Origin of the sequence: Burkholderia sp. SRS-25, assembly GCF_004343765.1 — a bacterium.
In the GTDB taxonomy this organism is placed as follows: domain Bacteria; phylum Pseudomonadota; class Gammaproteobacteria; order Burkholderiales; family Burkholderiaceae; genus Burkholderia; species Burkholderia contaminans.
This window is the reverse complement of the sequence record NZ_PTXM01000005.1, coordinates 196,649-214,935: the sequence shown is the minus strand read 5'-3', so window position 1 is coordinate 214,935 and position 18,287 is coordinate 196,649. Positions and strand designations below refer to the sequence as shown.

Annotated in this window: 14 protein-coding genes; 10 read left to right on the top strand and 4 right to left on the bottom strand. The window is 69.4% G+C overall.

The genetic code is table 11. The features are described 5' to 3' along the window. Positions 1 to 8: 8 nt before the first annotated feature. From C5O79_RS07595 to C5O79_RS07560, 8 genes are all read left to right on the top strand, one after another. Complete coding sequence (locus C5O79_RS07595; RefSeq protein WP_122473903.1) at positions 9 to 5,009, top strand: non-ribosomal peptide synthetase; 5,001 nt, start codon at positions 9 to 11, stop codon at positions 5,007 to 5,009. Continuing rightward, complete coding sequence (locus tag C5O79_RS07590) at positions 4,999 to 6,033, top strand: GNAT family N-acetyltransferase (RefSeq protein WP_046545681.1); 1,035 nt, start codon at positions 4,999 to 5,001, stop codon at positions 6,031 to 6,033. Before C5O79_RS07595 ends, C5O79_RS07590 begins: the two co-directional genes overlap by 11 nt. A gap of 32 nt (positions 6,034 to 6,065) precedes the next feature. After that, positions 6,066 to 7,442, top strand: coding sequence for a lysine N(6)-hydroxylase/L-ornithine N(5)-oxygenase family protein (locus C5O79_RS07585; protein WP_122473904.1), 1,377 nt, complete (start codon positions 6,066 to 6,068; stop codon positions 7,440 to 7,442). 22 nt (positions 7,443 to 7,464) lie between these two features. Continuing rightward, complete coding sequence (locus tag C5O79_RS07580) at positions 7,465 to 9,726, top strand: TonB-dependent siderophore receptor (RefSeq protein ID WP_122473905.1); 2,262 nt, start codon at positions 7,465 to 7,467, stop codon at positions 9,724 to 9,726. An 86-nt stretch (positions 9,727 to 9,812) separates the two neighbouring features. Beyond that, complete coding sequence (locus tag C5O79_RS07575) at positions 9,813 to 10,652, top strand: formyltransferase family protein (protein WP_046545684.1); 840 nt, start codon at positions 9,813 to 9,815, stop codon at positions 10,650 to 10,652. Beyond that, positions 10,652 to 11,668 (top strand): GNAT family N-acetyltransferase, encoded by a 1,017-nt coding sequence (locus tag C5O79_RS07570; protein WP_046545685.1) that lies wholly within the window; start codon positions 10,652 to 10,654, stop codon positions 11,666 to 11,668. The genes C5O79_RS07575 and C5O79_RS07570 overlap by 1 nt, the downstream gene beginning before the upstream one ends. A 249-nt stretch (positions 11,669 to 11,917) precedes the next feature. Further along, the gene (vapB, locus tag C5O79_RS07565) at positions 11,918 to 12,184 is read left to right on the top strand and encodes a type II toxin-antitoxin system VapB family antitoxin (protein WP_047850906.1); all 267 of its coding nucleotides are present in this window, start codon (positions 11,918 to 11,920) and stop codon (positions 12,182 to 12,184) included. Continuing rightward, positions 12,181 to 12,597 carry a PIN domain-containing protein gene (locus C5O79_RS07560; protein ID WP_122473906.1) on the top strand — a complete coding sequence of 139 codons (417 nt, stop codon included), beginning with the start codon at positions 12,181 to 12,183 and terminating at the stop codon, positions 12,595 to 12,597. The genes vapB and C5O79_RS07560 overlap by 4 nt, the downstream gene beginning before the upstream one ends. Before the next feature lie 48 nt (positions 12,598 to 12,645). Here C5O79_RS07560 and C5O79_RS07555 read toward each other — a convergent pair whose 3' ends face one another. Then, positions 12,646 to 13,551, bottom strand: coding sequence for a nucleotidyl transferase AbiEii/AbiGii toxin family protein (locus C5O79_RS07555; protein WP_047850905.1), 906 nt, complete (start codon positions 13,549 to 13,551; stop codon positions 12,646 to 12,648). Continuing rightward, positions 13,520 to 14,590 (bottom strand): type IV toxin-antitoxin system AbiEi family antitoxin, encoded by a 1,071-nt coding sequence (locus C5O79_RS07550; RefSeq protein WP_046545688.1) that lies wholly within the window; start codon positions 14,588 to 14,590, stop codon positions 13,520 to 13,522. Before C5O79_RS07550 ends, C5O79_RS07555 begins: the two co-directional genes overlap by 32 nt. A gap of 342 nt (positions 14,591 to 14,932) precedes the next feature. On the opposite strand from C5O79_RS07550, the gene C5O79_RS07545 reads away from it, so the two are divergent. Together C5O79_RS07545 and C5O79_RS07540 are read left to right on the top strand one after the other, a co-directional pair. Continuing rightward, a complete protein-coding gene (locus C5O79_RS07545; protein WP_046545689.1) occupies positions 14,933 to 16,096 on the top strand; it encodes a M20 aminoacylase family protein in 1,164 nt (387 codons plus the stop codon). Between the two features lie 25 nt (positions 16,097 to 16,121). Next, positions 16,122 to 16,289: a type II toxin-antitoxin system RelE/ParE family toxin gene (locus C5O79_RS07540; protein ID WP_122473907.1), complete on the top strand. Its 168-nt coding sequence runs from the start codon at positions 16,122 to 16,124 to the stop codon at positions 16,287 to 16,289. A 70-nt stretch (positions 16,290 to 16,359) separates the two neighbouring features. Here C5O79_RS07540 and C5O79_RS07535 read toward each other — a convergent pair whose 3' ends face one another. Both C5O79_RS07535 and cobO read right to left on the bottom strand, forming a co-directional pair. After that, the gene (locus C5O79_RS07535; protein WP_122473908.1) at positions 16,360 to 17,664 is read right to left on the bottom strand and encodes a cobyrinate a,c-diamide synthase; all 1,305 of its coding nucleotides are present in this window, start codon (positions 17,662 to 17,664) and stop codon (positions 16,360 to 16,362) included. 2 nt (positions 17,665 to 17,666) lie between these two features. Beyond that, positions 17,667 to 18,269, bottom strand: a complete 603-nt coding sequence (gene cobO / locus C5O79_RS07530) for a cob(I)yrinic acid a,c-diamide adenosyltransferase (RefSeq protein WP_122473909.1) — start codon at positions 18,267 to 18,269, stop codon at positions 17,667 to 17,669. Positions 18,270 to 18,287 lie beyond the last annotated feature (18 nt).

The window sequence follows — 18,287 nt, the reverse complement described above, 5'->3', positions numbered from 1 at the left end:
GACGACGGATGACGAAGGTTCAACCCGACTGGCTCGCGCTCGCGACGCGTTTCGCGCAGTTGCCCGACGCGCAGCGCGCGGTCTTCATCGACAAGCTCGGCGCGGCCGGCATCGACTTCCGCGTGCTGCCGATCCCGCCGCGCACGGCGCGCCACGACCGCGTGCCGGCATCGTTCGCGCAGACCCGGCTGTGGCTGCACGCGCGGCTGATCGATGCGCCGGACGCGTATCACATCACCGAACGCCTGGCGCTGACGGGTCCGCTCGACGCGCATGCGCTGCGCCTGGCGTGCGACGCGCTGATCGCGCGCCACGAGGCGCTGCGCACGACCTTCGACGAAGCGCAGGACGGCGTCGCTCAAACGATCCACGCACCGGTGCGTTGCCCGTGGCGCGAGACCGATCTTGAAGGGCTGCCGGACGCGCAGCGCACGGCGCGCGCGCAAGCCGTCGCGACGGCCGACGAAGCCGAGCCGTTCGATCTCGGCGCGGTGCCGCTCGTCCGCGCGCATCTGGTGCGCTTCGATGCGACGCATCACTGGCTCGCGCTGACCGTGCATCACATCGTGTCGGACGGCTGGTCGTCGGATGTGATGCTGTTCGAGCTTGCGTCGTTCTATCGCGCCTATGCGTCGGGCGAACCGGTGCCGCTCGCGCCGCTGCCGATCCAGTACGCCGATTACGCGCTGTGGCAGCGCCGCTGGCTCGACGCCGGCGAACGCGATCGACAGCTCGCGTTCTGGCGCGAACGGCTCGATCCGCAACGCGGCGTGCTGGCGCTGCCGGGCGCGGCCGCACGACCGGCGCGCCGCAGTGCGCGCGGCGCACGCCACGTGTTCTCGCTCGACGCGCGCATCGGTGCGCAACTGCGCGCATTCGCGGCCGCATCGGGCGCGACCCCGTTCGCGGTGCTGCTCGCCGCGCTGGATGCGCTGCTGGCGCGCGCGACCGGCGACGCGCGGATCTGCGTCGGCGTGCCGGCCGCGAACCGCGAACGCGCGGAAGTCGCCGGCCTGATCGGTTTCTTCGTCAACACGCTGGCAATCGACGTCGACGTGCCCGCGCACGGCGATTTCTCGTCGCTGGTGGCACGCACGCAGCGCGCGCTCGTCGATGCGCAGATGCACCAGGACGTGCCGTTCGAGCAGGTGGTCGATGCGCTCGGCGTGCCGCGCAGCGCGAGCCACCATCCGCTGTTCCAGGTGATGGCCGCCTACGGCGAACGCCGCGCGCTGCCGGCGCTCGGCGCGGCATCGGCCGCGTTGCTGCCGTCGGGTGCGCCATCCGCGAAATTCGACCTGACGCTGTCGGTCGAAGCGACGCCGGACGGCACGTTCGACGCCGGCTTCATCTACGCGCTCGACCTGTTCGAAGCGGACGCGATTGCCCGGCTGGCCGCACGCTTCGTCACGCTGCTCGCCGATGCGCTCGCGCGCCCCGACATGCCGATCGGCGATCTCGACTGGCTGCCCGCCGATGAGCGCGAGCAGCTCTTTGCGTGGAATGCACCGGCAGGCGCAACCGAAGCCGAGCCGTTCGTGCCCGTGCATGCCCGCATCGCCGCGCATGCTCACGCACGGCCCGACGCACGCGGCGTCGCCGATATCGATCGCGCGCTGACGCGCGGCGAAGTCGACGCGCGCGCGGCGCGCCTGGCGCGCCACCTGGTGGCGGCCGGCGTGCGGCCGGAAATGCGCGTCGGCGTTGCGCTGCAGCGCTCGGTCGACCTGCTCGTCGCGCTGATCGCGGTGCTGAAGTCGGGCGCCGCGTTCGTGCCGCTCGACCCCGCGCATCCGCGCGAACGGCTCGCGCAGATCGTCGGCGACGCGAACATCGCGCACGTGCTGACCGACGGCGCGAGCGCCGCGTCGCTGCCCGAATTGCCTGATCTGCGCGTGTGGCGCGCCGATGAAGTCGACGCCCTCGACGAAGCCGCGCACGTCGTGCTGCCGGACGTGCTGCCGGGCCACGCGGCCTATGCGATCTACACGTCGGGCTCGACCGGCAAGCCGAAGGGGGTGATCGTCGACCATGCGTCGTTCGCACTGCATTGCGCGGCGATCGCCGAGCGCTACGGCGCGGGCGAGAGCGACGTGTTCCTGTTGTTCCAGTCGGTCAACTTCGACGGCGCGCACGAAGGCTGGTTTTCGCAATACATGTCGGGCGCCGCCGTGTCGGTGACGGCCGACGTGCTGTGGCCGCCCGCGCAGACCTGCGCGATGATGGTCCGCGACGGCGTGACGATGACCTACGTGCCGCCCGGCTGCGCCGCGCAGCTCGCCGAATGGGCGCTCGCGCATGGCGCACCGCCGACGCTGCGTTCGCTGACGGTCGGCGGCGAGGCGACGTCGCGCGAGGCGTTCGCGATGCTGCGCCGCGCGCTGCCGAACGTGCGCGTGGTCAACGGCTACGGCCCGACCGAGACGGTCATCACGCCGACGCTGTGGATGTTCCGGCCCGGCGACGATCTCGCGACGCTCGGCGACGCCGCGTACCTGCCGATCGGCACGCTGGTCGGCGCACGCACCGCGCACGTGCTCGACGAACGGCTGCATCCGCTGCCGGTCGGCGTGATCGGCGAGCTGTACCTGGGCGGCGAGGGGATCGGCGTCGCGCGCGGTTATCTCGACCGTCCGGCGCTGACGGCCGAGCGCTTCGTGCCCGATCCGTACGGCGCGCCGGGCGCGCGGCTGTATCGCACCGGCGACCTCGTGCGGCGCCGCGCGGATGGCGTGTTCGACTTCATCGGCCGCGTCGACCACCAGGTGAAGCTGCGCGGGCTGCGCATCGAACTCGGCGAGATCGAGGCCCAGCTGGCCGCGCACGAGGCAGTGCGGGAAGCCTGCGCGGTCGTGCACGGGCAGGGCGCACTGGCGCAGCTCGTCGCTTATGTCGAACTGACCGCCGACGCACGGGCGGCCGCGCAGCCGGTCGAAGCCGCGACGCTCGACGCGCACCTGCGCCGCACGCTGCCCGATTACATGGTGCCCGCGCAGATGATCGTGCTCGACGCGCTGCCGCGCAACGCGAACAGCAAGGTCGACCGCGCACGGCTGCCGGCGCCGGTACGCGTCGAACGTGCGTACGAAGCGCCGCACGACGGCGACGAAGCCGCGCTCGCGGCGATCTGGTGCGACGTGCTGAATCTCGAGCGCGTGGGCCGTGGCGATCACTTTTTCGATCTCGGCGGCCATTCGCTCGCCGCCGTGCGCGTCGCGACGCGCGTGGCCGAACGGCTCGGCCGCGAGGTGCCGGTACGCGCGCTGTTCGAGGCGCCGGTGCTCGCGCAGTATGCGTCGCAGGTGGCCGATGCGCCGCGCGCGGCGCACGCCGGTGCGGCGACGCCGGGCGTGGCCGTCGCCAAACCGGATGCACACGGCGTGTGGCCGCTGTCGCCGGCGCAGCTCGGCCTGTGGTTCCTGTGGCGCGCGCAGCCGGACAGCGCCGCGTACAACATTCCGGTCGCGCTGCGGGTACGCGGCCCGCTCGACGTCGATGCGCTGCGTGCGGCCTTCTCGGATGTCACGGCCGTGCATCCGGCGCTGCGCGCGAGGCTCGTGGTGCGTGACGGCGCACTGCCGGGCCAGCGGATCGATGCAGCCGTTTCTGTCGAACTGCCCGTGATCGACTTGTCGGCGCAACCCGATGCGCTCGCTCGCGCTGCGGTGCTGACCGACGAGGATGCACTCGCGCCGTTCGATCTGGCCGCCGATGCGCCGCTGTGGCGCGCGCGCGTGCTGCGGCTCGACGCGCAAGACCATGTGCTGTCGGTGACGATTCATCACATCGTGTCGGATGGCGAATCGATCGAGCTTTGGCTCGATGCGGTTCGTGCGCGCTATGTTGGCCGCGTGCAGGGCGGCGCCGGCGCCGTGCCGGCCGACGAGGCCGTCCAACCGGCCGCCCAGCCGCTCGTGCTGCCCGCACCGTGCCATCCGGCCCGCGTCGCCTACTGGCGTGACGCGCTGGCCGATCTGCCGGCGCACGTGCTGCCGCAGCGCGCGGACGCGCCGGCCGTGCCGCAATGGCGCGCGGCACGCATCGCGTTCGAGTTCGACGGCGCGCTGATCCGCGCCGCACGCGACACGGCGTCGGCCGCGCACGCGACGCTGCCGATGCTGCTGCACGCGGCGCTCAACACCGCGCTGTTCCGCGCGACGGGCGCGGCCGACCAGCCGGTCGGCGTGCTCGCGTCGACGCGCGAGTTGACGGGCGATGCGGCCCGCGACGCGCTCGGCCTCTTCATCAATTCCGTCGTCGTGCGCACGCGGATCGACCCGTCCGCGCGTCGTTCGGACGTGCTCGCACAAGTGCGCGACACGGCGCTCATGGCCTACGCGCACGCCGACGTGCCGTTCGCGGACGTCGTCGCGGCGCTGCGCGCGCCGCGTGCCGCGCAGGCCAATCCGCTGTTCCAGGTGATGTTCAACTACCTGCGCCCGACGGGGGCCGCGGCGCGCGACTGGGCCGGCCTGTCGCTGGCCGGATTCGACGACGTGCGCCATCGCGTCGTGTTCACGCTGGAGCTGGACGTCGTCGAGCATCCGGATGGCCGCGTGAGCGCCGCGTTCTCGTATGCGGACGAACTGCTCGATCGCGGCTTCGTCGATGCGCTCGTCGATCTCTATCACGACGAAGTCGCGCGTTTCGCCGGCGCGTCGGACGCGGTGCTCGGTGCGCCCGACAAGCGTGCCATTGCGCAGGCGTCGCATCGCGCGCAGACCGGAAGCAATACACGCGCCGCAACGCCGTCCCGTGCGCCGCATGCGGCTGCCTTGCTCGCGGCACTGTGGTCCGACACGTTCGCAACGGCTGCGCCTGAACCCGATGCCGACCTGTTCGAAGCCGGTGCGACGTCGTTCGACGTCGTGCGCTTCGTCGACGCGGCCAGCCGCGCCGGCCACGCGCTGACGGTCGCCGACGTGTTCGCGTCACCGACGCTCGCAGCACTCGGCGCGCGGCTCGATGCGCACATGGAAACGGGGCAGGAGGCGCGCCATGCTGGCTGAAGTGCGTCCGGACGGATTCACGATGCTCGATACCTACCGCCTCGCGTTCGCGGACGGCCTGTTCGCCGTGCGTGACGGCGCGGAGATCCGCGTCGCGCAGGGCGACGGCATCGGCGCGCAGTTGCTGCGCGCACAACTCGGCGACGACGGCGCGCTGCGCCTCGTCGCATACAACCATCGCGCGGCACCGGCCGACCAGCGGCGTGCGCTGCTGGCGGCCCTGGCCGCGGCGTTTTCCGACAGCGCGCGCCACGCGGCGATCCGGCTCGACCCGGCCGCGTGGCCCGCAGTCGCGCTCGATGCGCTGCGCGCGAGCGGCGTGCTCGCCGACGGCGGCCGCTGCATGCGTGAAGGCTGGGCGCAGCAGGCCGATTTGTGGCGCGTCGGCCCGCATCTGCCGTGCGCGACGTTGCCGACGTTCACCGATGGCCGCCGTCACCCGCGCCGGCCGCCCGCACCGCGCGGCGACGTCTACGCGCGCGACCTGCCGGCGCTCGGCGTGCGCTTCACGCTGCGCGGCTGGCAGCCGGCCGAGGACACCGCGCGACTCGTGCGCTGGTTCGACGAACCGCGCGTGCGCGACGGCTGGCCGGGCACGCAGCCCGGCACGGACGGCACGCAGGGCGCCGCGCCAGGCACCGATCCGCACGTGATTCCGCTCGTCGGCTGCTTCGACGGCGAACCGTTCGCGTATGTCGAGGCGTACTGGCTGAAGGAAGACGCGCTCGCGCCGCACGTCGCGGCACGCGACTACGACCGCGGGCTGCGGATGCTGGTCGGCGAGTCGCGCTGGCGCGGCCCGCATTGCGTGGCGGGCTGGCTGCCGTCCGTCGTGCATTACCTGTTTCTCGACGACCCGCGTACCGAAGCGGTCGGCTGTGCCGTACCGGCCGGCCACGCGCGGGTTGCCGACCATCTCGCGCGGCACGGCTTCGCGCGGCAGCGCCGTCTCGCGCTGGCCGACGCGCAGCCGCTGTGGATGCGCACGCTGCGCGAGACGTTCTTCTCCGGCCGTCACGTCTGACGCGCCGGATTCACCGACAAGGGAGCTGAGACATGCAGAGAGAAACCGTATTCGACCTGATCGGCGTCGGCTTCGGGCCGTCGAATCTGGCGCTGGCCATCCGCCTCGAGGAACGGCGCGCGGCGCGCCCGCTCGCCCATTGCTTCGTCGAGCGCCAGCCTGAATTCGGCTGGCATCGCGGCATGCTGCTCGACGACTGCCGGATGCAGATCTCGTTTCTGAAGGATCTCGTCACGATGCGCGATCCGAAAAGCCGCTACACGTTCATCAACTACCTGTTCGAACGCGGCCGGCTGAACGAATTCGTCAACCTGAAGAACTTCTATCCGACCCGCGTCGAATTCCACGACTACCTGAGCTGGGTGGCCGAGGCGTTCGACGATCGCGTCCATTACAGCGAGACCGTCCTCGCGATCGAACCGGTGCGCGGCGACGATGCGAGGATCGACGCGCTGCGCGTGCTGTCGCGCGACGCCGCCGGTCACGAGCGCCAGCGCGTCACGCGCGCGCTGTCGATCGGCGTCGGCGGCACGCCGGCGGTGCCGGACGCGTTCGCCGCGCTCGGCCGCGACCGCGTGATCCACTCGTCGTCGTACCTGACCGACATCGACCGGCTCGTCGCGTCGCCGGACGGCGAGCGCCGCCGCGTCGCGGTGATCGGCGCGGGGCAGAGCGCGGCCGAAGTGTTCATCGATCTCGCGCGCCGCTTCCCGCACGTCGACGTGAGCCTCGTGATGCGTGCAGGCGCACTGAAGCCGGCGGACGACAGCCCGTTCGTCAACGAGATCTTCAGCCCCGAGTTCACCGATGTCGTCTATGCGCAGCCGCACGACGCGCGCCGCGCGCTGCTCGAGCGCTATCGCGACACCAACTACGCGGTGGTCGACCGGCCGCTGATCGAACAGATCTACGAAATGCTGTACCTGCAGCGCATCGACGGCACGCCGCGTCATGCGCTGCTCGCGAACAGCGCGATCGAGGCCGCGGTGCGCACCGCCGACGGCCGCATCGAGCTGACGCTGCGCGACCGGATGAGCGGCGCCACGCGCGTCGAGCGCTTCGACGCGCTCGTGCTGGCCACCGGCTACCGCCGCGACACGCATTCGGCGCTGCTCGAAGGGCTCGCACCGCACCTGGGCGATGCGCTGGCACGCGGCGACGTCACGCGCGACTACCTGCTCGCGACGCCCGAGCACTTCGCGCCACGCATCTACCTGCAAGGCTGCTGCGAAGACAGCCACGGCCTGTCCGACACGCTGCTGTCGGTGCTGGCGCGCCGCGCGGACGAAATCTGCGCGTCGCTCGAAGACGGGATCGCACCCGCCCATGAAGAAGGCGCGGCCCGGGCAACACAGGAAAAACGACAGGAAAACGGGGCGAGCGCGAGCCGGATGGCTTTCGCTCTTTGACAAAGGCGCGGTCGGAGACCGCATGAAAAAAGTGGAGCAGAGAACGATGGAGTGGGCAACAGGCACGCGTTTGCGTGCGATCGCAGCCGCGGCGAGCGTGGCGTTCGGTGTGGCGGCAGGGCAGGCACATGCCCAGACGGCGCCGGCCGTGAACGCAGGCGCAGCGGCATCGGCCAGCAGTGCGCAGAACGGTGCGGCGGCGAGTGTGTCGGCCAATGCGTCGACCGGCACGCTGCCGACGATCAACGTCAACGCGGCCTCGGAAGGGGACGGCACGGTCGGGCTCGTCGCGAAGCGCAGCCGCACCGGCACGAAGACCAATACGTCGATCAACGAGATCCCGCAGACGATCAACGTCGTCACCGCGCAGCAGATCGAGATGACCGGCGCGACCGACGTGAACGCGGCGCTGCGCTACGTGCCGGGCTTCTCGTCGTACGGCTCGGACAACCGTTCCGACTGGTATGCGGCGCTGCGCGGCTTCACGCCGACCGCGTACGTGAACGGGCTGCAGGTGCCGAACACGATCAACCTCGCGAGCTGGCGCGTCGATCCGTACATGATCGACAGCATCAGCGTGCTGCGCGGGCCGACCTCGGTGCTGTACGGCGCGGGCGACCCGGGCGCGATCGTCGACGTGCAGACCAAGCTCGCCGACGGCGAGCGGGTGCGCGAGGCCGGCGTGCAGATCGGCAACTACGCGCGCAAGCAGTTCATGATCGACGTCGGCGACAAGCTCGACCCGGACGGCAAGTACGCGTACCGCTTCGTCGGCGTCGCACGCGACGGCAACGCGCTGACCGGCCCGAACAACGACCAGCGCGTCGCGCTCGCGCCGTCGTTCCGCTGGCGCCCGAACGCGGATACGTCGCTGACGCTGTCGGCCACCTATCTGCAGGACTGGGGCGACATCTCGTCGAACTTCCTGCCCGCGCAGGGTACGGTGCTGCCGAACCCGAACGGTCAGATCAACAAGGACGTGTACGAAGGCGATCCGAACTTCAACTACTACCGCAAGAAGCAGTGGTCGGTCGGCTATCAGTTCGAGCGGAACCTGACGCCGGCGTGGACGTTCCGCCAGAACACGCGCCTGATGCACCTGTCGCTCGACAACGGTTCGGTATTCGGCAACGGCTTCGTCGAGGGCAGCACGACCGACGTGTCGCGCTGGGCCGGCGTGTTCCAGATGAACTACAGCCGCTTCGACATCGACAACAACCTCGAAGGCCGCTTCGCGACGGGCCCGCTCCAGCACACGCTGCTGCTCGGCTTCCAGTACAACCGCCAGACCGCGACCGACAGCGAATGGCTCGCCGCCGCGCCGCCGCTGAACATCTACAACCCGGTTTACCAGCCCGTCACGACGGCGGTGTTCACGCCCGATTCGACGTTCCGCACCAACACGTACACGACGATGAACACGTTCGGCCTGTACGCGCAGGACCAGATCAAGTGGAACCGCTGGACGCTGACGCTCGGCGGCCGCGAGGACTGGGTCGACATGCGCCAGGAGGACCGTGCAGCCGGCACGTCGACGAAGGCGGACGTCACGGCGTTCACCGGCCGCGTCGGCCTCACGTACCAGGGCGACTACGGGCTGTCGCCATACGTCAGCTACGCGACGTCGTTCAACCCGCTGATCGGCGTGAACCTGCTCGGCGGCGGGCTGCCGCAGCCGACGCGCGGCAAGCAGATCGAGGCCGGCCTGCGCTGGCAGCCGCCCGGCAAGAACCTGATGCTGAACGCGGCGATCTACCAGATCAACCAGACCAACGTGCTCACGTCGGCGCTGCCGAGCCAGGACCCGACCGGCACGAAGTCGGTGCAGACCGGCGAGGTGCGTTCGCGCGGGATCGAGCTGAGCGCGACCGGCAAGGTCACGCGCAACCTGTCGGTGATCGCGTCGTACGTGTATCAGGACGTGAAGAACGTGAAGGCCAACGACGTGTCGCTGAACAACTGGCCGGTCGACATTCCGCGCCCGCGCCAGATGGCGTCGCTGTGGACCGACTGGACGTGGCACACGGGGCCGCTCGCGGGCTTCGGCCTGGGCGGCGGCATCCGTTACCAGAGCGCATCGGCCGGTGCGGCCGACAACTCGCTGACGGTATCGAGCGTCACGCTGTTCGACGCGGGCGTGCACTACGACACGCGTAACTGGCGCTTCGCCGTGAACGGAACGAACCTGGCCAACCGTCACTACATCAGCGGTTGCCAGTCGGCGAACGTCTGTGTGTTCGGTACCGACCGTACCGTGATCGCGACCGCGAAATACAACTGGTGACGATGCGCGCCGCGGCTCGCCGGCCGGCCTGCGTGGCCGGCGCGGGCGGGCCGCGGCGCCTTCGTCCGCTTTTCCACGACGCATCCATGCCGAAGAAAAATCTCGTCTACATCCAGTCGCTGCGCAACGGCGCGGCCGATCGTGCCGGCCAGCCGGTCGCTTATCAGGGCGGCACGCGCTACATGAAGGCGCCGCTCGAATATCTCGTCGAACGCCTGAACGACTCGCCGCTCGGCGAGCGCTACTCGCTCGAGGGCGTGATCGTCGATGACGATGACGGTTCGCCGGCCGACCGCGCGAAAGTCGCCGACTACGGCTTCGCCCGCACGCCGGGCCGCCCGTGGATCCTGCCGGAAGGCCTGACGGTGCAGGGCCGGCCGGTCGACGACCTGTTCTGCACGATTGCGTCGACGTACCGGCGGCTGCCGCGCGACGCGCGCGAGCGCGTGGCCGGCAAACAGGCGTTCGAGCGCCGCCTGCTCGAGCGCCTGCTCGAACTCGACGCCGACGTCGTCGTGCTCGACGGGCTGCTCGTGATCCTCGACGAACTCGTGCGGCCCGGCGCGCGCTTTCACCGGCGCATCGCCAACATCCACCCGGGCATCACGGCCGACGGTTCGCCGTACCAGCGGCGCGGCGCGTGGGCGACGCTCGACGCGCTGCACGGCGCGCGCGGCGAACGGGTCGACTGGTCGAACGGCACGACGTCGTCCGTCGAGCCCGTGATGATGACGGGCGCGTCGTTTCACTACGTCGACAACGGCATCGATTCCGGCGAGGTGATCTGCGACGTGCTCGACACGCCGATCGCGCCGGATGACACGATTCTCGAACTGCGCTGGAACAACTTCCAGCGCAGCCTGTTTCCGGCACTCGAGCGGGGGCTGCATGTCCTTGCCGATCGCCACGACGCGGGAGCACTGTGATGCAGGACACGCTGACGAAACCGGCCGGCGCCGCGGACGCCGTCGAAGGTGAAGTGGCCGCCGCGCTCGACGGCGCCGCACACGGGCACGCGATGGCCGTCGCCGAGCACACGCTCGACGCGTGGCGGCCCGACGACTCGCCGGACGAACTGCTCGCGGCATTCGTCGCGCTGTTCAACACCGACACGCGCTACGACGCGGCGACGATCACGGTGCCGCTCGGCGGTGCCGATGCGGCAGCCGTTGCGGCGTACGTCGCGCGCGCGGTACGCGAGGGCGTGATCGACGGCGCGCAGGTTGCCGGCGACGCGCTGCGCTTCACCGTGTCGCGCGCGACGTTCTGGCAGAACCCGCGGCCGTGGCTGAAGGCGCCCGCATCGGGTGGAATGCCGCTGCGCCATGTGATCACGAACGGCCACCGTCACCCGGTGCGGCCGCCGTCGCCGGCCGGCGAGATCTATGCACGCTACATGCCGCAGGTCGGGATGACGTTCAGCCTGCGCACCGTCGACGTCGACGCGCACGCGGACCTGTTCAGCGGCTGGATGAACCTCGATCGCGTCGCGCATTTCTGGGACCAGCGCGGCACGCGCGACGAGCACGCGGCGTATCTCGCCGAGCGGCTCGCCGATCCGCACATGCACCCGATGATCGGCTATTTCGACGACACGCCGTTCGGCTATTTCGAGTTCTACTGGGCGAAGGAGGACCGTCTCGCGCCGTTCTACGACGCGCACGACTACGATCGCGGGCTGCACCTGCTGATCGGCGATTCGCGCTTCCAGAGCGCCGGCAAGCTGCATGCGTGGTGGAGCGGGGTGCTGCACTACATGTTCGTCGACGAACCGCGCACGCAGCGGCTCGTGGGCGAGCCGCGCGTCGATCACGTGCGGCACATCGCGTACATGCACCGGCTCGGGTTCTATACGCTGAAGGAATTCGACTTCCCGCACAAGCGCGCGGCGCTCACGGTGATCGAGCGCGATACATTCTTCGACACTTTCAAATTGCCGTAACGGAGCGGGGGCGCGGTGCGGCGCGAGGTTGCGCGCGGCACCGTGGCTCGCGGACATCGGCCGTCCGGGATATGGACCGCGCGGCCTGCGTCGTGAAGAATGGATCGCTCTCCTCATCGACGACAGGCCCTCGACATGGCAAAAACATCCGCGACAGCATGGGGCGCGACATCCGGGTTGCGTGCTCCGAAATTGAGATATGCCGGCATATGTCTAGAATGGGCGCATCGTACTCCCATGGAGTGGCTCATGCGCACCGTTTCCATTTTCAAGAACGCCCGTAACCAGGCAATCCGCATCCCGAAGGACATGGAGTTCGAGGGGGTGACCGAACTCGAGATTCGCCGCGAGGGCGACACACTGCTGCTGCGGCCGGTGCGGCCCACATGGCTCTCGTTCGCGAGCGAACCGCCGGCCGACGCCGACTTCCTTGCCGAACGCCCGTCCGTCATCGAGCCCGGCCGCTTCGACCTGTCCGACGGTGGCGGCGCCGCACCGACGGAGTCCGGCCAGTGACCACGCTCTACATGCTCGATACGAACATCTGTTCGTTCATCATGCGCGAGCGGCCGCCCGTGGTGCTGTCCCGGTTGCAGTCGTGCGTCAATGCGCAGCACCGGATCGTCGTCTCGGCAATTACCTATGCCGAAATGCGATTCGGCGCGGTCGGCAGGAAGGCATCGCCGAAGCATGCGGAACTCGTGACGGCCTTTGTTTCGCGACTGGATGGCGTGCTGTCGTGGGACACGGCGGCCGTCGACGCAACGGCCGCGATTCGTGCGGATTTCGCCTCGCGCGGCACGCCGATCGGCACCAACGACGCATCGATCGCGGGCCATGCGATTGCGGCCGGTGCGGTGCTCGTCACCCACGACAGCCGCGAGTTCGGCCGTGTCGCCGGGTTGACGCTCGAAGACTGGGCGGCCTGAGCGCAACTGCGTCTCCGTATGCGCACGCTGCCGTTCCGCAGCGGCGCGTCAGGTACGCGGCGCGGGTTGATCGACGAGAAAGGCGGTGCGGAACGCATCGAGGTACCGGTCGACGTCGTCGCTGAATTCACCGGGCAACAGTGCGAACGCGCGTGCCAGCAGATCCTGGCCGAGCGCGGCATAGGTCGCTGCGTCCGACAACAGCGCGCGGATCGCGTCGCGCGTTTGCGGCGAGGCAATCCGCTGCGCATCTCGCGCGAGCAGCGCGGCCGCGGCGAGGCCCGGCTGGAACGCATGGGCTTCGAGCAAGTCCGGCGCATCATCCCAGATACGTTCGCGATTGCCGGCGTCGTGAAAAGTCCGCAGCAGGAACAGCAGGTCGTACGCGTCGCTGTTCTGGCGCGCACGCCGGTCCTTCCAGGCGAGCAGCTTCAGCAGCGCCAGAGCCGGCAGGCTGGCCACCGGCACCACGGTGCGCGCGTCGATCGACACCGGCTGTGCGGTGTCCACCGCTTCCTGGAACCCGAGTACGTTCAGCACGAATTCACCGCCGGGCGGCCACGCAATCTCGCCTGGTGGCGTTTCGAGCGGCCCGAACGGCACGAGGTCCAGCTCCGTGCGAAAACCGTGCGCGCCGCTGTCGAACAGCAGTTTCTGCTGCTGTTTCGGTGCGTGTGTAAATTGCCCGGTGGCGACGAGTGCCTCGACGAGTTGCGCGTGAAATGGCCAGCTCACCGCGCACACGGCAACGTCGACGTCGCGCGTCGCGCGCACCGGCCGGATGCCGTGCACGTGCCACATCAGGATGTCGCGCGCGGTAGCGCCGGCGACCACGAACGCCGCGTCGAGGCGCGCGCAGGCCGAGCTGACGGCCTGTAGCAGCGCGACCGCCGCAGGCTCCAGCGGCCGACGTGCGTCGACTTCAAGCGGGCGGGTGGGCGAGGTATCGGTCATGGATGCGATCGGCGATGGCGAGATTGCGGCTGTCGCCGGACGAGACGAGATCCGCGTAGATCAACAGCGGCGGCACGACCGGTCCTTCCTGCTCGGGCCAGTCGAGTGCGGCAGACGGCGGCCAGAACGCTTCGACGAGTTCGACCTCGCCGCGCTCGTCCGGACGCAGGCGGCCCTGGAGCAGCAGCCGGTTCGACGCGGTGCCGTGCGTATAGACGGTGATCGCGGCCGGCTTCAGGTCGTGCGTCAGCAGGTCGGCCGCCGGCTCGCCGCCGAGCCGCGCATCGAATGCCGCGAAATCGAAGCCGCGCCACCAGTCGGGCGCGAGGCTGGCAAACCGGCGGCTCGGCAGTTTCGCACGCAAGCGGCTCGGATACAGCGCGACCCATTCCTGCACGAAGCGAGGCCAGTCGGGAAGCAGGCGCTCGCCGTTGCGGCGCTGCCCGACGAGGCCGCGCGCGATCAGATCGTCCATCGCCAGATTGACCGTGCCGAGCGCGACATCCGACGCGGCGGCGATCGCCCGATACGGTTGCGCGACGAGGCCGGGCTGCGTCGCGAGCGCGAACATCACGGCCAGCCCCTTCGGCGTCGTCGCGCGCGACGACTGCCGGCGCGGTGCCCGGGCGGGCTTCGGCCGGCCGGCGATCATCACGGTCGCCTCCGGCTGAATCAGGCATGCGTTGCCGGCGGTATCGAGAAACGGGATGCCCTGGTCGGTCAGGCCGGCGGCCAGTTCGGCCGACAGGTGCGGCGCGACCAGCATCAACGGGCGCTCGCCAGGCACTGCGCTGCCGCCGCCGCGGCGCAACGCCGCGAGCGCATCCGCCAGCGATTCGACGCGCAGGCGCACCGCGACCGGCATCTCGAATGCCTGCCCGGCAACGTCGAAGCGGATCATGGCGTCGGCGCGCGCCTTGTAGGCGGCCGGCACACGCGCGGGCCGTGCGCGAAAGCGCCGGGTCGCGCGTTCGAACGCGGCGCAGGCTTCGTCGAGCACGTGCTGTTCCGACAGGGAGAGGGAAGTGTTCGCGGGCATCGAAGGGAATCGCATGTTCACTTTTCTGTCAGCGTACACAAAAAATGTACAACAGTCAAAAAGTGAACAAGTCTTCGCAAGCATTTGATGTGTATGCACTATTTCCGGAGGTCAACCGATAGTCATCGGGCTCTCATACGCTGGAAACGGGTAGATGGCGCACAGTTTCGCGCGTTCGGATCCAGTGCGACAGTCGTCCGGATGGCCGAGCTTGCGCTCGTCGTACATTGCATTCACTCATGGCAACCAACAGTTGCTACCGTGACGACTCTCGATCTTCCAGGTTGCCATCGAACTGACTATCCTTGCCTGCATATTCCCCAACGGACAGGAGACGACACCGTGACGCACAGCGTGATTCCCGCAGGCCTCGTCGACGAAATGATCGAGATCCGGCACCGCATCCATGCCCACCCCGAGCTCGGCTTCGAGGAATTCGCGACGAGCGATCTCGTCGCGGAGCAACTGCAGTCGTGGGGCTACTCGGTGCACCGCGGGCTCGGCGGCACGGGCGTCGTCGCGCAGTTGAAGGTCGGCGACGGCACGCAGCGTCTCGGCCTGCGCGCCGACATGGACGCGCTGCCGATCCACGAGGCCACGGGCCTGCCGTACGAGAGCAGGATCGCCGGCAAGATGCACGCGTGCGGCCACGACGGCCACACGGCGATGCTGCTCGCGGCCGCGAAGCATCTCGCGCGCGAGCGCTGCTTCTCGGGCACGCTGAACCTGATTTTCCAGCCGGCCGAGGAAGGGCTCGGCGGCGCGAAGAAGATGCTCGACGAAGGGCTGTTCGAACTGTTCCCGTGCGACGCGATCTTCGCGATGCACAACATGCCCGGTTTCCCGACGGGCAAGTTCGGCTTCCTGCCGGGGTCGTTCATGGCGTCGTCGGATACGGTGATCGTCGACGTGCAGGGCCGGGGCGGCCACGGCGCGGTGCCGCACAAGGCGGTCGACTCGGTGGTCGTCTGCGCGCAGATCGTCATCGCGCTGCAGACGATCGTGTCGCGCAACGTGTCGCCGCTCGACATGGCGATCGTCACCGTCGGCGCGATCCACGCGGGCGAGGCGCCGAACGTGATTCCCGATCGCGCGCAGATGCGCCTGTCGGTGCGCGCGCTGAAGCCGGAGGTGCGCGACCTGCTCGAGACGCGCATCAAGGAGGTCGTGCATGCGCAGGCGGCCGTGTTCGGCGCGACCGCGACGATCGACTACCAGCGCCGCTACCCGGTGCTCGTCAACGATGCGGAAATGACCGCATTCGCGCGCAACGTCGCCCGCGAATGGGTCGGCGATGCGAACCTGATCGACGGGATGGTGCCGCTCACCGGCAGCGAGGATTTCGCGTTCCTGCTCGAGAAGCGGCCGGGCTGCTACCTGATCATCGGTAACGGCGACGGGGAGGGCGGCTGCATGGTGCACAACCCCGGCTACGACTTCAACGACGCGGCGCTGCCGACCGGCGCGTCGTACTGGGTGAAGCTGGCGGAGACGTTTCTGGTTTGACATCGGAGACGATCTGATCGGAACAATGGAAGCGCTGGCGCGCGGTGAAAAGGCCGGCCGAACCTGCATTGTTCGCGATGGATATTTCCGGTACGCAGTGGGCTCCCACGTCGTGTTCTATCGCGAAACGGAATACACGATCGATGTGATTCGGGTCCTGCACCAACGAATCGACATCGAACAACATCTGTAGTCGCACAAAGCGGGCGGGTGATCGTCGCGAAGGCGCCCGCATTCCCCGTACGGCTTGAGCCACCCCAAGGCTAGAACACTTTCCCGCTGAACATCGCGACGACCGCATCCGGATTCGACGGCCAGTACATGTGCATGTACGTCGCGACGATCGCATCGCGTCGATAGACGGCTTCGCCGCTGCCAGATGCGCCGTCGGGGCGCACGGCATTCGCGACCGGTTCCAGCGGCGTCTCGAGCCGCGAGTAGTGGAACGTATGGCCCCGCATCGTCCCGTCGCGCGTGTCGAGCTGCTGCATGCCGAGCGCCGCGAACCGGCGCTGCATCGTCGCGTGACCCGGCAACAGCCCGAGCATCGGCGTCGTCACGCCGTCCACGTCGGTCAGCGATTCGCACAGATACACCATCCCCCCGCATTCCGCGACGATCGGCCGGCCGGCCGAGGCGTGCGCGCGAATCGTTCGCGCGGTCGCGGCATTCGCCGCGAGTGTCGCCGCATGCAGTTCCGGATAGCCGCCCGGCAGGAACAGTGCGTCGCAATCGTCCGGCAAGGGTTCGTCGGCGAGCGGCGAGAAGAACCGCAATTGCGCACCGAGCGCGTCGAGCAACGCAAGATTCGCCGGATAGATGAACGAAAAAGCCCCATCGCGCGCCACCGCGATTCGCTTGCCGGCGAGCGCACGCGGCAGCGGCGCCGCTGCGTCCGGTTCCGCGAACGCAACGGCCGGCGGCAACTCGGCAAGCGCCGTTTGCGCGAGCACGTCGGCCGCGCGATCGAGCCGCGCATCGAGATCGTCGATGTCGTTCGGCTGGTGCAGCCCGAGATGCCGCTCCGGCAGCGCGATGCCCGCATCGGCCGGCACGTGCCCGAGCCAGCGCAAGTCGGCGGGCAGCGCCTGTTGCAGCAGTTCCGCGTGTCGGGCCGACCCGACGCGATTCGCCAGCACGCCGTGAAACGGCAGCGCCGGCCGGAACCGCGCGAGCCCGAACGCGATCGCCGCGAACGTCTGCGCCATCGACTTCGCGGAAATCACCGCGACGACCGGCACGCCGAACGCGGCCGCGAGGTCGGCGCTGCTCGGCGTGCCGTCGAACAGCCCCATCACCCCTTCGATCAGGATCAGGTCCGCGTCGCGCGCGGCGTCGGCCAGCAGCGCGCGGCAGCCGGCCTCGCCGACCATCCCGAGGTCGAGCGCATGCACGGGCGCGCCGCTCGCGCGTTCGAGCAGCATCGGATCGAGAAAATCGGGCCCGGTCTTGAACACGCGCACGCGCCGGCCGAGCCGGCGGTGCAGCCGCGCCAGGCCAGCCGTCACCGACGTCTTGCCCTGGCCCGACGCGGGCGCACTGACGAACAGCGCAGGGCAGGCGGGCATGCTCAGAACTCCACGCCGCGCTGCGCCTTCACGCCTTGCTCCTTGTACGGATGCTTGACGAGCCGCATTTCGGTGACGAGGTCGGCCGCGTCGATCAGCGCATCGGGCGCATGCCGCCCGGTCACGACGACGTGCACCGAATCGGGACGCGCAGTCAGCGTCGTGAGCACTTCGTCGAGCGGCAGGTATTCATACTTCAGCACCGTGTTCAGCTCGTCGAGGATCACCATCCGGTAATCGCCGCTCTCGATCATCCGGCGCGCCTCGTCCCAGCCCTTGCGCGCGGTTGCGATGTCGGCGTCGCGGTCCTGCGTGTTCCACGTATAGCCGTCGCCCATCGTGACGAAGTCGCATTCGGCCACCGCGCCGAGGAAGTCGCGCTCGGACGTGTGCAGCGCGCCCTTGATGAACTGCACGACACCGAGCCGCATGCCGTGGCCGAGCACGCGCACGGCCATGCCGAACGCGGCCGTGCTTTTGCCCTTGCCGTTGCCGGTGTTGACGATCAGCAGGCCCTTTTCGTTGACGGCGGCGGCCTGCTTCTTTTCGTGGCCCGCACGGCGGCGTTCGGTCATCCGTTGATGGGATTCGGCGTCGGTTTTCATCGGATTCGTCCTGTCGAA

Bases quoted from the DNA above. Each gene is read 5' to 3' on its own strand.
- C5O79_RS07595 (WP_122473903.1), top strand. From the start codon at position 9: ATGACGAAGGTTCAACCCGACTGGCTCGCGCTCGCGACGCGTTTCGCG.
- C5O79_RS07590 (WP_046545681.1), top strand. From the start codon at position 4,999: ATGCTGGCTGAAGTGCGTCCGGACGGATTCACGATGCTCGATACCTAC.
- C5O79_RS07585 (WP_122473904.1), top strand. From the start codon at position 6,066: ATGCAGAGAGAAACCGTATTCGACCTGATCGGCGTCGGCTTCGGGCCG.
- C5O79_RS07580 (WP_122473905.1), top strand. From the start codon at position 7,465: ATGAAAAAAGTGGAGCAGAGAACGATGGAGTGGGCAACAGGCACGCGT.
- C5O79_RS07575 (WP_046545684.1), top strand. From the start codon at position 9,813: ATGCCGAAGAAAAATCTCGTCTACATCCAGTCGCTGCGCAACGGCGCG.
- C5O79_RS07570 (WP_046545685.1), top strand. From the start codon at position 10,652: ATGCAGGACACGCTGACGAAACCGGCCGGCGCCGCGGACGCCGTCGAA.
- vapB (WP_047850906.1), top strand. From the start codon at position 11,918: ATGCGCACCGTTTCCATTTTCAAGAACGCCCGTAACCAGGCAATCCGC.
- C5O79_RS07555 (WP_047850905.1), bottom strand. From the start codon at position 13,551: ATGACCGATACCTCGCCCACCCGCCCGCTTGAAGTCGACGCACGTCGG.
- C5O79_RS07550 (WP_046545688.1), bottom strand. From the start codon at position 14,590: ATGCCCGCGAACACTTCCCTCTCCCTGTCGGAACAGCACGTGCTCGAC.
- C5O79_RS07540 (WP_122473907.1), top strand. From the start codon at position 16,122: ATGGAAGCGCTGGCGCGCGGTGAAAAGGCCGGCCGAACCTGCATTGTT.
- C5O79_RS07535 (WP_122473908.1), bottom strand. From the start codon at position 17,664: ATGCCCGCCTGCCCTGCGCTGTTCGTCAGTGCGCCCGCGTCGGGCCAG.
- cobO (WP_122473909.1), bottom strand. From the start codon at position 18,269: ATGAAAACCGACGCCGAATCCCATCAACGGATGACCGAACGCCGCCGT.